Here is a 14,722-nt window from a genome sequence, read left to right on the forward strand (position 1 = left end):
ATGACAGCTAGGATGCATGGCATGAATGTGTTGCTGCAGCGAATTGTCGATCGTCTGGTGCGCACGGGTAATTTGCGCATAACAGGGCCGAACGGAACCACGAGTATATTCGGCGACGGATCGGGCGAGCCCGTCCATGTCGCCATCAAGACCCACCACGCAGAACGAACGATACTCTTCGACCCCATGCTGGCGCTGCCGGAAGCCTATATGGACGGCGAGTTGGATATCGTCGAAGGCAACGTCCTGAGCTTCCTGCAAATCGTCTACCAGAATATGGGTCCGGTCGGCTGGGAAGCGGCGTGGACGAAAGCGCTGGAAGGGCTGAGACATGCTTTCCGGCGGTTTCAGCAGGTCAACACTGCCGCCCGCTCGCTGCGAAATGTTCAGCGCCATTACGATTTGTCGGGCGAGTTCTATAAACTCTTCCTCGACGAGGACATGCAATATTCATGCGCCTATTTCGACCGGCCGAATATGACGCTGGAAGAAGCGCAACTCGCCAAGAAGCGGCATCTGGCGGCAAAGCTTCGTGTAAAACCCGGCCAGACGGTGCTCGACATCGGCTCCGGCTGGGGCGGTTTGGGGCTTTATCTCGCCCGCTCGTTTCAGGCCGAGGTTCTGGGCGTCACGCTGTCTACCGAGCAGCATGCAATTGCCGAGGAGCGCGCGCAGGCCGAAGGCCTGGAAAACCACGTCCATTTCGAACTTCGGGATTACCGTAATCTCAGCGAGCGCTTCGACAGGATCATTTCGGTCGGCATGTTCGAGCATGTCGGCGTGAACCATTACCGGACCTTTTTCGACAAATGCGCCACGCTGCTGAAACCGGACGGCGTGATGGTGCTGCATTCGATCGGTCGCTCCGGCGTGCCATTCGCCACCAATGCCTTCATCCGCAAGCACATTTTTCCGGGCGGCTACATACCCGCACTTTCCGAAGTGTTGCCAGCGATAGAGCGGTCCGGATTGCAGGTGTCGGACGTCGAAATCCTAAGACTGCACTATGCGGAGACGCTGAAGCACTGGAACGAACGCTTTCAGGCGAACCGCGAGCGCGCCAGGGAAATTTACGACGAGCGCTTCTGCCGCATGTGGGAATTCTACCTGGCGGGTTCGGAAGCAGCGTTCCGCTGGCAGGATCTGATCGTCTTCCAGATCCAGCTCACGCAGAAGAACGACACGCTGCCGCTGACACGCGATTACATCGAAAAATGCGAAAAGACGCTGGCGATGCACGAAATGGCGCATAAAAAGCCTGCCGTGCGCAAGGTACAAGCACGAAAGCGCAAAACCGCGGAATAGTTCCGCGGCAAGGCAAATCGCTCGTCATGCGCCGTTCATTCGGTTAAGAGGCAGCATCATCTTACCTGCCGAACGGATTCGCATGGAGCTTCCTGCCCCGCTTAAAGCTGCTATCGACCAAATCCTGGAGGGCGTGCCTCTGGCGGATTTGCAGCGGCAATCGGAAATGCTCACCAAACGCTACCGAGCCGAAGTCCGCGACGGGCGGCTTCACATGGCCGATGCGCTGGCCGTCAAAGCGTATCTCGCTGCGCGCATGCCCGCGACCTATGCGGCGGTCCGCGCCAGCATGGATGCATTGGCTGAGGCTATTCCGGATTTTTCGCCACGGACGATGCTCGACATTGGTGCTGGTCCCGGCACCGCTTTGTGGGCGGCGGAAGACTGCTTTTCCGGCATTGAAAGCGCGACGCTTTTCGAGGCCAGCAAACCCGTGCGCGAGATGGGCGAACGTCTTACCAAGAACAGGATCGGCGCTGCCGCCACATGGACGGATGGCGACATCACAATCCAGACGCGCGACCTCTTGCCTGCCGATCTGGTGACGATTTGCTACGTTCTGGACGAGATCGCGCCGGCGAACCTGCCAAAACTCATCGACAATCTCTGGCGGCTGACGAAATCCGTTCTGCTGATCGTCGAGCCCGGAACGCCTGCCGGGTGGCGGCGCATTCTTGTCGCACGCGAGCAACTGATCGCGCTCGGTGCGTATGTCGCTGCCCCCTGCCCGCATCAGGAGCTTTGCCCTTTGATCGAGCCGGACTGGTGCCATTTTTCGCGCCGCGTCGCTCGCTCGAAACTGCATCGACTGACCAAGGGTGCAGATGTGCCATGGGAAGACGAGAAATACATTTTTCTGGCGGTCTCGCGCGAACCTTCTCCTGCTTACGAGGCCCGCATTCTCGCACCGCCGCGCACCGGAAGCGGTAAGGTGACCCTCAAGCTTTGCCAGTCCAACGGCATGGCGATTGAGAAAATGCTCACGAAACGGGACGGCGAAGCGTTCAAAAAGGCACGAAAACTCGATTGGGGCGACGCTTTTTAAGCGAAAAGCTGCAATTTCCGCGTCGTATTTTCCTGTTTTGTTCTCGTTTATTCTCAGCTAAAATCTTTCGATTCGCGTCAAGCTTTATCTTCCTGCCCGTAGACTGCGCTGTGAATTGCGGAGGTAAGTAGGCGATTATTTACTACCGCCTCCTCGGTTCTGGTACTGACGGGCAACAAGAACAGACGGGGCAGAGATGGCAGAGGCAATTCGCAAGCTTGAGGTCGCCGAAAAGGCGCTCTACCGGGAGGCCCCGAACAATATCGAGGCCGAACAGGCGCTGCTTGGCGCAATACTCGTCAACAATGATGCGTTTTATCGCGTCTCGGACTTCCTGAAAGCCTCGCATTTCTACGAACCCCTGCACCGCAAGATTTTCGAGGTGTCGTCTGAATTGATCCGTATGGGCAAGATGGCCAATCCGGTGACGATGAAGACATTCCTTCCCGCCGACGAAAAAGTCGGCGACATGACGGTGTCGCATTATCTGGTCCGGCTGGCAGCCGAAGCCGTCAACGTCATCAATGCCGCCGATTATGGCCGCGCCATCTACGATCTCGCGACGCGGCGCGCGCTGATTACCGTCGGCGAAGACATGGTCAACATCGCATATGACGCGCCGGTCGACATGGCGCCCAGCGAACAGATCGAGGATGCGGAGCGCCGCCTGTTCGAACTGGCCGAAACCGGGCGCTATGATGGCGGTTTCGAAAGCTTCACCGATGCGGTGAAGACCGCCGTCGACATGGCGAACGCCGCCTATATGCGCGACGGACACCTTTCCGGCGTCGCGACGGGTTTGCGCGATCTGGACCGCCGCATGGGCGGGTTGCAGCCATCCGATCTTATCGTGCTGGCGGGACGTCCCGGCATGGGTAAGACCTCGCTCGTCACCAACATCGCCTTCAATGTCGCACATGCCTATGAGCCGGTGCAGCAGGCGGACGGCTCGTTCAAAGCGGCCAATGGCGGCGTTATCGGCTTCTTCTCGCTCGAAATGTCGTCCGAACAGCTCGCAACGCGTATCATTTCCGAGCAGACGGAGATCCCGTCGTCGAAAATTCGTCGCGGTGAAATCACCGAGACGGATTTCGAAAAGCTGGTCGCCTGTTCGCAGGAAATGCAGCGCATTCCGCTTTTCATCGACCAGACCGGTGGTATTTCGATCGCGCAGCTCGCCGCACGAGCGCGTCGCCTGAAGCGCCAGCGTGGCCTCGATGTCATCATCATCGACTATATTCAGCTCATGCAGGGATCATCCGCGCGCGCTTCACAGAACCGCGTTCAGGAAATCACCGAGATCACGACCGGCCTCAAGGCGCTCGGCAAGGAACTCGGCGTGCCGATCATCGCGCTTTCACAGCTCTCGCGTCAGGTGGAAAGTCGTGAAGACAAGCGCCCGCAACTTTCCGACCTTCGCGAATCCGGCTCCATCGAGCAGGACGCCGACGTCGTGATCTTCGTCTACCGCGAGGAGTATTACCTCAAGAACAAGGAGCCGAAGCCCGGCACTGAGGAATACATCAAGTGGGAAACCGAAATGAACGAGGCGCGCGGCAAGGCCGAAGTCATCATCGCCAAACAGCGCCACGGCCCCACCGGCTCGGTTTCGCTGTCGTTCCAGGGCGAGTTCACCCGCTTCTCCGATCTGGCCGAAGAGCATCATCTGCCTGAGCGGTTTGAGTAGCAGTATGGTTTTTGCTGGAATGCTGGCGGGACAGCGCCCCCCTCTGTCCTGCCGGACATCTCCCCCACAGGTGGGGAGATTGGATTTCATTTCCGATTTCGCAAACCGCGAACGCAGTAACGAAAAAACTGAAGCTGCCGATCTCCCCACCCGTGGGGGAGATGTCCGGCAGGACAGAGGGGGGCGCTGTCCCGCCATCGTCTCAAAAACCTTCCGGCAAATTCTTCATGGCTAAATCCCGTGTCCAGTTCATCTGCCAGAATTGCGGCAGCGTGCATCAGCGCTGGGCGGGCAAGTGCGATGCTTGCGGCGAGTGGAACACGCTGATCGAGGAAGGCACATCCGGTGGCATCGGCGGCGGGCCAGCTTCGACGCGCAGTACGCGCAAGGGCCGCGCCGTGACCCTGACCACGCTTTCGGGCGACATCGAAGATGCGCCGCGCATCGCCAGCGGTATTGGCGAGCTTGACCGGGCGACTGGCGGCGGTTTCGTTCGCGGCTCCGCCATTCTCATTGGCGGCGATCCGGGCATCGGCAAATCCACGCTTCTCATGCAGGCGGCAGCCTCGCTCGCACGGCAAGGCCATCGCATCGTCTATGTTTCGGGCGAAGAAGCGGTCGCACAGGTGCGGTTGCGCGCGCAGAGGCTGGGTGCAGCAGATGCGCCGGTGGAACTCGCCGCCGAGACCAATGTCGAAGATATTCTGGCGACGATTGCCGATGGCAAGCGGCCTGATCTGGTGATCCTCGATTCGATCCAGACATTGTGGACGGACCTTGCCGATTCGGCTCCTGGCACGGTTACGCAGGTCCGCTCATCGGCTCAGGCGATGATCCGCTATGCGAAATCCACAGGTGCGGCGATTGTGCTCGTCGGCCATGTGACGAAGGAAGGCCAGATCGCAGGGCCGCGCGTCGTCGAGCATATGGTCGATGCCGTGCTTTATTTCGAAGGCGAAGGCGGCCACCATTATCGCATCCTGCGCACCGTAAAAAATCGTTTCGGACCGACCGACGAGATCGGCGTTTTCGAAATGTCCGACAAGGGATTGCGCGAAGTCGCCAATCCTTCGGAGCTTTTTCTAGGCGAACGCCATGCAAAATCGCCCGGAGCAGCGGTGTTTGCGGGCATGGAAGGCACCAGACCGGTGCTGGTAGAGATACAGGCGCTGGTGGCGCAGTCCTCGCTCGGCACGCCGCGCCGCGCCGTCGTCGGCTGGGACAGCCCGCGCCTCGCCATGGTGCTGGCCGTGCTCGAGGCGCATTGCGGCGTGAAGCTTGGCCAGCATGACGTGTATCTTAACGTCGCAGGCGGCTACCGAATCTCCGAGCCTGCGGCGGACCTTGCGGTTGCAGCCGCGCTCGTTTCGTCGCTAACCGGACTTGCCCTTCCGGCAGATTGCGTTTATTTCGGCGAAATCAGCCTATCGGGTGCCGTGAGGCCGGTTGCGCATGCGCAATCGAGGCTAAAGGAGGCCGAAAAGCTGGGGTTTGGACAAGCGGTCCTGCCGCGCGGCAGCGAAGGTATTTCCGGGGGCATTGCACCTGGCTCCTTCCAGCCGGAAACGCTGGCCGATCTTGTCGTGCGGATTGCCGGCTCTCTGCGGCGCAACACGGACGACTGAGCCGGTGATTTACCGGGCGGTCACGATGGAGTGAAACGATATGCCGATTACGCTGCTTGACGGAATTCTCGTCGGCTTCACTCTCGTTTCCGCAATGCTTGCGATGGTCCGCGGCTTTTCCCGCGAAATCCTGTCGATCGCCTCCTGGGCAGCAGCAGCAGCCGCGGCGTTCTTCTTCTACAAGCCCGTTCTGCCTTTTGTTCAGCCTTACATCGACAATGAAAAACTCGCCATGGCGGCGGCAGCCGGCATCGTTTTCATCATCGCGCTGATCGTCGTTACCGTCATCACGATGAAGATCGCCGATTTCATCATCGACAGCCGCGTCGGCGCACTCGATCGTACACTCGGCTTCCTTTATGGCGCAGCGCGCGGCATTCTGGTCGTGGCCGTCGGCCTTCTGTTCTTCACCTGGCTGGTCGGCCCGAACCCGCCTGCATGGATTTCCATGGCAAAGTCGAAGCCGCTTCTGACAAGCATCGGCACGACGCTGGAAAACATGCTGCCGGACGATCCGGAAAATTCGATCCTGAAGCGCCTGTCGCCCAGCGATGAGCCGACGGTCGAAGGCGCGCCCGAACAGCCGCCTGTCGATGCAACACCCGATGCACCGCCTGCGGAAAACCCTGCACCAACCAACAATTGACGGTGGCGCTTAGCGCCATCTCACACTATATAGCGTTTTTGCTAGAAGAGGCCGGTTCCGATGGCAGACGCAGACGACGTGCTTTCCGCCGAAGCTGACGATCATTTTCACGACGAATGCGGTGTGTTCGGGATTTTCGGACGGCAGGATGCCGCCGCGATCGTGACGCTGGGGCTTCACGCCCTGCAGCATCGCGGACAGGAAGCAGCGGGCATCGTCTCTTATGACGGCACGCAATTCCATGTCGAACGCCATGTCGGCCTGATCGGCGATACATTCACCAAGCAATCGGTCATCGAACGGCTGGGCGGCACTCGCGCCATCGGCCATACGCGCTATGCCACGACCGGCGGCGCTGGCCTGCGCAACATCCAGCCCTTCTTCGCAGAACTTGCCGATGGCGGCTTCGCGGTGGCGCATAATGGCAATCTCACCAATGCGATGACCGTGCAGCGCACCTTGCAGAAGCAGGGTTCGATTTTCTCGTCCACCTCGGACACCGAAACCATCCTTCACCTCGTTGCGACCAGCAAGGAGCGCGAACTCAACAAGCGCTTCATCGACGCCGTGCGTCAGGTCGAAGGCGCGTTTTCGCTGGTGGCACTGACGTCCAAGAAGATGATCGGCTGCCGCGATCCGCTGGGCATTCGCCCTCTGGTTCTGGGCGATCTCGACGGTGCCTGGATTCTGGCGTCGGAGACTTGCGCGCTCGACATTATCGGCGCGCGCTTCGTGCGCGATCTGAAGCCCGGCGAAATGGTGGTCATCACCTCCAAGGGCATTGAGAGCATGTTCCCGTTCGAGCCGGCAAAATCGCGCTTCTGCGTGTTCGAATATGTCTATTTCGCACGGCCTGATTCCTCGGTCGAAGGCCGCAACGTCTATGATGTGCGCAAGCAGATCGGCGCGGAACTGGCGCGCGAAAATCCGGTCGAGGCTGACATCGTCGTGCCGGTGCCAGATTCAGGCACCCCGGCGGCCATCGGCTTCAGCCAGGCGGCGGGCATTCCGTTCGAACTCGGTATCATCCGTAACCATTATGTAGGCCGTACCTTCATTTCGCCGGGCGATTCGATCCGGCACATGGGCGTTCGCCTGAAGCACAATGCCAACCGGCGCATGATCGAAGGCAAGCGTATCGTGCTGGTCGATGATTCCATCGTGCGCGGCACCACCAGCCAGAAGATCGTGCAGATGGTTCGTGATGCGGGCGCGAGGGAAGTGCATATGCGCATCGCCTCGCCCCCTACCCGCGCCTCCTGCTTCTACGGCGTCGATACGCCCGAAAAATCGAAGCTGCTTGCCTCGCGTATGACGGTTGAAGAAATGGCGGAATTCATTCGCGTCGATTCGCTGGCCTTCCTGTCGATCGACGGGCTTTATCGCGCAGTCGGCGAAAACGGTCGCGATACGGAACAGCCGCAATTCTGCGATGCCTGCTTCACCGGAGAATACCCGACGCGCCTCGCCGATATGGAAGGCTCGGACAATGTCCGCACGCTTTCGTTGCTTGCTGCCGGGGGCACGTCTTCATAGGTTTTGTATTAAGCCTTGAAATCAAAAGCCTCTTCAGTCACACGGATTAAATGACCTCATCTCTTGATCTCACCAATCGCGTCGCACTCGTTACGGGCGCTTCGCGCGGCATCGGCTACTTCATCGCCAAGGAACTCGCAGCAGCGGGCGCGCATGTTATTGCGGTTGCCAAAACTGTGGGCGGGCTGGAAGAACTGGACGACGAGATCAAGGCTGCGGGCGGCGAAGCGACGCTGGTTCCGCTCGACCTCACCGATATGCAAGGCATCGACCGTCTCGGCGGCGCAATCCATGAGCGCTGGGGCAAGCTGGACGTGCTGGTTGCCAATGCGGGCATTCTTGGCGTCATCGCTCCGATCGGCCATGTCGAGGCCAAGGTTTTCGAAAAGGTGATGGCAATCAACGTGACCGGAACGTGGCGGCTTATCCGCTCCGTCGATCCGCTGTTGCGCCTCTCGGACGCCGGACGCGCCATCATCATGTCTTCGGGGGCCGCACATTCGGCAAAGGCCTTCTGGGGCCCCTATGCCGCCTCCAAGGCCGCTGTCGAGGCAATCGCGCGCTCATGGGCGCATGAGACCGAAAACAGCCCTCTGCGGGTCAATTGCGTCAATCCCGGTGCAACCCGCACCGCGATGCGCGCGCAGGCTATGCCCGGCGAAGATCCCTCTGAATTGCCGCACCCTTCCGAGGTTGCCGCAAAGATCGTTGCGCTTGCCAGCCCGGCCTTCACGGAAACCGGCAAAATCCTCGACGTGCGCGCAGGCAAGCTCACCAAATATCAGATGCCTGTCTAAGAGACCGTTTGGAAATTCTACCCTGCCGGACATCTGATGCAGTTTTCTGCGCTTCCGGCTCGATCTTCCAGCTTTTCGACAATTCCTGACATGATGGTGTCAGGGGCGCTGGCCTATGGATGTTTCTCCAATAAAGGCTCATGGCGTTGCGTATCATCATCGCCTAATTCCAGCGCGGTCCGGCATGTCGAACACAAGTGAACACCAGCTTCCAGTGCCGATGAGCGAGCATACGCTCGGCATCATCCTCGTATCGGCATCGGCAGCCGTATTTGCTCTAACTGGCGTGCTCACCAAATCGATCACCGCCGATGCGCTCGTTATTCTGTGCTGGCGCGGTCTGGTCGGCGGCCTGCTGATCGGTGCCTATGTGCTTTTGCGAAGCCGCGGCGCGTTAAGCGCATTTCGCCTCGGATGGCGCGGCTGGCTGCTCGCGGTGATCGGCTGCTTTGCCAGCATCGCCTTCATCGCGGCGTTCAAATACACCTACGTCGCCAATGTCGCGATCATCTATGCCACGACGCCATTTCTGGCCGGCTTTTTGGGCTTCATGCTGTTTCGCGAGCGGATGCGGGGCGTGACGATGATTGCGGCCGCCATTTCGATTTGCGGCGTCGCCCTCATGATCATTTCGGGAGCGGGACAGGGAAATCTGTTCGGCGACACTCTGGCATTTATCATGACGGCCATTTTTGCGCTCTACATGGTTCTGATCAGGAAATTCCGCGATACGCCCGCCGTATGGGCAGGGGCTGTTTCGGCCCTTTTGCTGTTCGTCTTCGGCTGGTTCGCGACCGATCCTCTTGCCGTCACACAGAACGATATGATTTTGCTGGTGCTGTTCGGGGCCACAATGGCACTGGCGGTCATTTTATGGACGGAAGGCGCAAGGTTGCTTCCTCCGCCCGAAACCGGCCTCCTCGGCTCTTCGGAAGTGCCCTTTGCCATGCTCTTCGCCTGGCTGTTTCTGACAGAGCTTCCGCCATTCGCATCGGTGGTCGGCGGCGCAATCGTGCTTGCCGCCGTGATCTGGCATGCGGGCCGGGATTTACGCCGCGAAAAAATTCACGCGATTCCGTAAAAAAGTTTCATATCTGTGGAACCAACAAAAGCTTCGCGCATTTCTGGGATGCGACGGGCGACCCCGCCCCCCAAACCCAGCCTGTCGTATTCTTAAAGCCGGTCCCTTGTGACCGGCTTTCTTCTTTTCAGATTTTCATCCGCCCGTTGACCTTGTCAGACGATTGGCTAGTTTCCCTGCTCGAGCACCAGAAATTGAGAGAGGCGACATGATTATCATCCTCGTCATAGTCGGGGCGATCCTGGCGCTTGTCGTACTGGCAGCGTTTCTGGACATGTATCGGCTCGAACTGCCGTTCAATCAGGCACTGGCCTACGCACCATTCAAACTCATCAGACGCATCAGCGACAAGCAGATGACGGCTGCGCGCACGTCACCGACGCCGGTCATCTATGCAATCTGGAATCAGAGCACGCTCGATCCCGCACTCATGCTGTCACTGCTGCCCGACCAGACGCTGCATATACTCGACGAGCACTCGGCGCATTCGGGCTGGCTCGAGCCGTGGCGCAATTTGGCCCGCACCATCGAATTCAACGCGCACCATGTTTTCGTGAGCCGCAGGCTGGTGCGTGTCCTGAAAGGCAATGGCCGATTGGCTGTCTATTTTCCGAACGACACGTCACCGGACGCCAAGGCGTTGCGGCTTTACCGCGCCGTCTCGCGCATCGCCCTGCAGGCCGACGCGAGCATTCTGCCGATCTATGTTTCAGGCGGAGCGAATAATCGCGGGACGTTCGACCGGCTGACGATCAGGACCCTGCCGCCTCTGAAAATCCCCGAGATAACCGCACGGCAGGAAGGCGATGGCAACACGACCGCCGCGCTGCTTCATGAACGCATGATGGAAGTGCGCCGATAGGCGAGCTTTAAACGCTCGCCTCTTCCGACTTTTCGGCGGCTGTCTTGGCTTCCTCAAGTGCGGCGCGGCGCGAATAGGCACGCGCACTGAGCGGCAGGAAGATCAGGTAGGCGACTGCGGAGGCGGTCAAGGTCTGCCACGGGTAGATGACCAGCAGCAGCACGTAGAACACCGCGCAGAGCATGAACGGCATGACATTGTCGCGCCGCACGCTGAACTTCTTGCCGGAATAGACCGGCAGGCGGCTGACCAGCAGGAATGCGATGAGAACCGTGAAGCCGCAGCTCAGATAGACCGTGAGACGATCCGGCGTGATCGCGCCGATGAACATCAGATAGGCAGGCAGTAGTACGAGCACTGCACCGGCAGGCGCAGGCACACCGACGAAATACTCCGTCTGCCAGGCCGGGCGTTCCTTGTCCTCATCCAGCACGTTGAAACGCGCAAGACGCAGGCCGCAGGCAATTGCGAACAGAAGTGCGGCGATCCAGCCGATGGAACCGGCGCGGTCCAGCAGCATCGCATAGAGAACGAGGCCCGGTGCGACACCGAAATTCACGATGTCGGCCAGCGAATCCATCTGCGCGCCGAATTTGGACGTCGCTTTCAGCATGCGGGCCAGCCGGCCGTCTATGCCATCCAGAAACGCAGCGACCAGAACCATCAGGACAGCCGTTTCAAACCGGAGTTCGAAAGCCAGACGAACACCGGAAAGACCGGCGCAGATGGCCAGAACCGTAACAAGGTTCGGCACGACAAGACGCAGCGGTATTTCCCGGATACGTGGGCCGCTGCCGCCGTGAGGTTCGAAAGGCTGGAAAGGACGCATCCGCCAGGCTCTCAAGAGATTCGCACGAGCGGCGTGGTGGCGGGGCCACCAAATTCCGCAATGACGGTTTCACCGGCAATCGCCGTCTGCCCGACCGCAACCCGCGATGTCGCGGTGAGCGGCAGGAACACATCGACACGCGAGCCGAAGCGGATCAGGCCGAATCGTTCACCGACGCCGATATTGGTACCCGGCTCGCTCCAGCAAAGGATGCGGCGCGCGACCAGACCGGCGATCTGCACGGCAGCGATCGTGCCGTTCGGGCTTTCGATGACGAGGCCGTTGCGCTCGTTTTCCGAGCTTGCCTTGTCGAGTTCGGCGTTGAGGAACTTGCCGGGGCGATGCTCGATGCGGGTGATACGTCCGCGCACCGGCGAACGGTTCACATGGCAGGAAAACACATTCATGAACACGGAAATGCGGGTCATTTCGCCCGTTCCCAAACCCAGTTCGCGGGGCGGAACGGCAGGGCCTACGGCGGAAACGATGCCGTCGGCCGGGCTGATGACCAGCCTGTCGTCAACGGGCGTAACGCGTTCGGGATCGCGGAAGAAATAGGCGCACCAGGCCGTCAGAATCAGGCCGATCCAGAAGAAGATCGACGAAATGAACGTCAAAAACAGGGTCACGACCGCAAAAGCGGCGATAAAGGGATAACCCTCGCGACGGATGGGAACAAAGGTGTTCTTGATCGTTTCGATCAGGTGCATAGGGCTTTGGCTCGCTCCGTTCAACTTGCCGACTGCTTACCGGAAACAACCACGCGCCGCAACGCGGCAAACGGACATGGTTGTCGGGAGCATCACTGCTTCACCGGTTTTATTCCTTCGCGCCCCCTCTGTCCTGCCGGACATCTCCCCCACAGGTGGGGAGATTGGCTGTATCTAGGGTTTCGCAAATCTTGAAACGTCACAAGTTGGAAAAAACGCATATGAAGTAATGATCTCCCCACCCGTGGGGGAGATGGCCGGCAGGCCAGAGGGGGGCAACGTGGAACAGATACCTCTCAGGCTTACTCGTTCGTCTCCGGCGTACGACGCCTGACGATAACACCCAGATCGTCAGCTTCGCGGGCGATGCGCAGGCGCTCTTCGGCTTCGGTCGCTTCGCGCTGGCGATCCCACATCGAAGCGTAAAGGCCCTTTTTGCGCATCAGCGTCTGGTGCTTGCCGCGTTCGGCAATGCGGCCATCCTGCAGCACGATGATTTCATCTGCCGAAACGACTGTGGAAAGCCTGTGCGCAATGACGATGGTCGTGCGCCCGCGGCTGACGAGATCGAGTGCGGCCTGAATTTCACGTTCCGTATGCGTATCGAGCGCCGAGGTCGCCTCGTCCAGAATGAGGATCGGCGGAGCCTTCAATATGGTTCGCGCAATGGCCACTCGCTGCTTTTCGCCGCCAGAAAGCTTCAGGCCCCGTTCGCCGACCATCGCACCATAACCTTCCGGCAAATGCTCGATGAACGGGCCGATCTGCGCCAACTCCGCGGCGCGCTCGACATCGCCATCGGAAGCAGAGGGACGGCCATAGCGGATGTTGTAGGCGATCGTGTCGTTGAACAGCACCGTATCCTGCGGCACCATGCCGATCGTTGCGCGCAGGCTTTCCTGCTCAACGTCGCGAATATCCTGTCCGTCGATCAGAATGCTGCCTTGCTGAATATCGTAGAAACGGAACAGAAGTCGCGAAACGGTGGACTTTCCCGCACCCGACGGGCCGACAATCGCGACCGTCCTGCCGGGTTTTACGTCGAAGCTGATGCCTTTGAGGATCGGCCTGCTCGCATCGTAGGCGAAGTGAACATCACGGAACTCGACCTTGCCTTCCGGCACGGCGAGAGGCTTTGCGCCTGGCTTGTCGAAAACTTCCTGCTTCACATCGAGAAGGTCGAACATCTGCTCGATGTCGGTCAGGCCCTGACGGATTTCGCGATAGATGAAGCCGATGAAATTCAGCGGCACGGAAAGCTGCATCAGCATCGCATTGATGAACACGAAATCGCCGATGGTCTGGGTGCCTGCCATCACTTCCAGCGCCGAAAGCCACATGGCAGCCGTCATGCCGAGGCCGAAAATCACGCCCTGCCCGAAATTCAGCCAGCCGAGCGAGGTCCAGGTTTTCGTTGCGGCAACCTCGTAGCGCGCCATGGATCGGTCGAAACGCTCCGCTTCCATGCGCTCATTGTTGAAATATTTGACCGTCTCAAAATTCAGCAGCGAATCGATGGCCTTGGTATTCGCGTCCGTGTCGGAATCGTTCATTTCCCGGCGGATCGCGATGCGCCAATCGCTCGCCCAGACCGTGAACCATGTGTAGAGCGCCACGGTGATCGCGACGATGGCAACGTATTTCCAGCCATAGGCGACCGCGAAAATGATCGCGGTGAGCGCGAATTCGAGGATCGTCGGCACCGTGTTGAGGATGGTGAAACGGACGATCGTTTCGATGCCCTTCGTGCCGCGCTCGATGACGCGCGAAAGACCGCCGGTGCGGCGTTCCAGATGGAAACGCAACGACAATTCATGCATATGCACGAAGGTCTTGAAGGCCAGTTGGCGAACGGCATATTGGCCGACGCGGGCGAAAAGCGCATCGCGAAGCTGGTTGAAACCGAGCTGGACGAGCTTCACCACATTATAGGCGATGACCAGCATGACAGGGCCAAGCAGGAAGGCCGGCAATGGCGGCGATGTCGCGCCATCACCCGCCAGCGCATCGGTCGCCCATTTGAAGAAATACGGCCCGATGACAAGGGTCGCTTTCGCGATGACCAGAAATACGGTCGCCCAGACGACGCGTGCCTTCAAATCCGCACGGTCCGCAGGCCACATATAGGGCCAGAGATTCAACAGCGTTTTGAAGGTGGAGCCGGAATCGGCTGATACGGTCTTTTCAGACAAATGATTTGCTTTCAGTGTTTTAGCGGTCGCGACAACAGGTCTTCGCGAGGTCGGAAAGTCCCGTTGAAAGAAGCGTCATCGCTTCGGCGTCGATGCAATAAAGCGATCGCTGCCCATCCGGTATGAGATTGACCAAACCCGCAGACACCAGGACCTTCAAATGCTGGGAGACGGTCGATTGCGCCAGATCGAACTGTTCGACCACCTCCCCGCAGCAGCAGGAACTGGTGGCCGCCAGATGGCGCAGAATGCGAATGCGCGCAGGGTTTGCCAGCGCGGCAAAACGCTGCGCCATTGCCGCCTCGTCGGCAGCGATGCAGCCTTCATGGAGTTTTTGCGGGAAGGAATTCATCGTAAATCGTCGATATACGATGAAAGCATTCTCCGCAAGGAAAACCTAGTGGTTT

General features: G+C 59.3%; 13 protein-coding genes. 9 read left to right on the forward strand and 4 right to left on the reverse strand.

The annotated features are described in order from the left end of the window. The first annotated feature begins 21 nt into the window (after nucleotides 1-21). The 9 genes from ABFT80_RS24280 to ABFT80_RS24320 all read left to right on the forward strand — a co-directional run bounded on the left by ABFT80_RS24280 (nucleotide 22) and on the right by ABFT80_RS24320 (nucleotide 10,584). Nucleotides 22-1,305, forward strand: a complete 1,284-nt coding sequence (locus ABFT80_RS24280) for a cyclopropane-fatty-acyl-phospholipid synthase family protein (protein ID WP_347974521.1) — start codon at nucleotides 22-24, stop codon at nucleotides 1,303-1,305. Nucleotides 1,306-1,387: 82 nt separating this feature from the next. Continuing rightward, complete coding sequence (locus ABFT80_RS24285) at nucleotides 1,388-2,350, forward strand: small ribosomal subunit Rsm22 family protein (protein WP_347974522.1); 963 nt, start codon at nucleotides 1,388-1,390, stop codon at nucleotides 2,348-2,350. 196 nt (nucleotides 2,351-2,546) lie between these two features. Next, nucleotides 2,547-4,037 (forward strand): replicative DNA helicase, encoded by a 1,491-nt coding sequence (locus ABFT80_RS24290; protein WP_347974523.1) that lies wholly within the window; start codon nucleotides 2,547-2,549, stop codon nucleotides 4,035-4,037. A 227-nt stretch (nucleotides 4,038-4,264) separates the two neighbouring features. Then, on the forward strand, nucleotides 4,265-5,662 hold the full coding sequence (gene radA, locus ABFT80_RS24295; RefSeq protein WP_455190003.1) for a DNA repair protein RadA: 1,398 nt from the start codon (nucleotides 4,265-4,267) through the stop codon (nucleotides 5,660-5,662). Nucleotides 5,663-5,702: 40 nt separating this feature from the next. Continuing rightward, nucleotides 5,703-6,308 carry a CvpA family protein gene (locus tag ABFT80_RS24300; RefSeq protein ID WP_347974524.1) on the forward strand — a complete coding sequence of 202 codons (606 nt, stop codon included), beginning with the start codon at nucleotides 5,703-5,705 and terminating at the stop codon, nucleotides 6,306-6,308. A gap of 60 nt (nucleotides 6,309-6,368) precedes the next feature. After that, entirely contained in the window at nucleotides 6,369-7,844 is a 1,476-nt protein-coding gene (gene purF, locus ABFT80_RS24305) for an amidophosphoribosyltransferase (protein WP_347974525.1), read from the forward strand. 50 nt (nucleotides 7,845-7,894) lie between these two features. Next, entirely contained in the window at nucleotides 7,895-8,641 is a 747-nt protein-coding gene (locus ABFT80_RS24310; protein WP_347974526.1) for an SDR family NAD(P)-dependent oxidoreductase, read from the forward strand. Nucleotides 8,642-8,825: 184 nt separating this feature from the next. Beyond that, the gene (locus ABFT80_RS24315; RefSeq protein WP_347974527.1) at nucleotides 8,826-9,722 is read left to right on the forward strand and encodes a DMT family transporter; all 897 of its coding nucleotides are present in this window, start codon (nucleotides 8,826-8,828) and stop codon (nucleotides 9,720-9,722) included. Nucleotides 9,723-9,930: 208 nt separating this feature from the next. Then, nucleotides 9,931-10,584 carry a lysophospholipid acyltransferase family protein gene (locus tag ABFT80_RS24320; RefSeq protein ID WP_347974528.1) on the forward strand — a complete coding sequence of 218 codons (654 nt, stop codon included), beginning with the start codon at nucleotides 9,931-9,933 and terminating at the stop codon, nucleotides 10,582-10,584. Nucleotides 10,585-10,591: 7 nt separating this feature from the next. Here the strand turns inward: ABFT80_RS24320 and ABFT80_RS24325 are convergent, their stop codons facing one another. The 4 genes from ABFT80_RS24325 to ABFT80_RS24340 all read right to left on the reverse strand — a co-directional run bounded on the left by ABFT80_RS24325 (nucleotide 10,592) and on the right by ABFT80_RS24340 (nucleotide 14,667). Further along, the gene (locus ABFT80_RS24325) at nucleotides 10,592-11,413 is read right to left on the reverse strand and encodes a CDP-alcohol phosphatidyltransferase family protein (RefSeq protein ID WP_347974529.1); all 822 of its coding nucleotides are present in this window, start codon (nucleotides 11,411-11,413) and stop codon (nucleotides 10,592-10,594) included. Between the two features lie 11 nt (nucleotides 11,414-11,424). Further along, nucleotides 11,425-12,123, reverse strand: a complete 699-nt coding sequence (locus ABFT80_RS24330; protein WP_347974530.1) for a phosphatidylserine decarboxylase — start codon at nucleotides 12,121-12,123, stop codon at nucleotides 11,425-11,427. 302 nt (nucleotides 12,124-12,425) lie between these two features. Continuing rightward, complete coding sequence (locus ABFT80_RS24335) at nucleotides 12,426-14,315, reverse strand: ABCB family ABC transporter ATP-binding protein/permease (RefSeq protein ID WP_347974531.1); 1,890 nt, start codon at nucleotides 14,313-14,315, stop codon at nucleotides 12,426-12,428. Between the two features lie 19 nt (nucleotides 14,316-14,334). Further along, nucleotides 14,335-14,667 (reverse strand): ArsR/SmtB family transcription factor, encoded by a 333-nt coding sequence (locus ABFT80_RS24340; RefSeq protein ID WP_347974532.1) that lies wholly within the window; start codon nucleotides 14,665-14,667, stop codon nucleotides 14,335-14,337. Between the last annotated feature and the right edge of the window lie 55 nt (nucleotides 14,668-14,722).

Source organism: Foliimonas ilicis (assembly GCF_039939195.1).
Classification (GTDB): domain Bacteria; phylum Pseudomonadota; class Alphaproteobacteria; order Rhizobiales; family Rhizobiaceae; genus Foliimonas; species Foliimonas ilicis.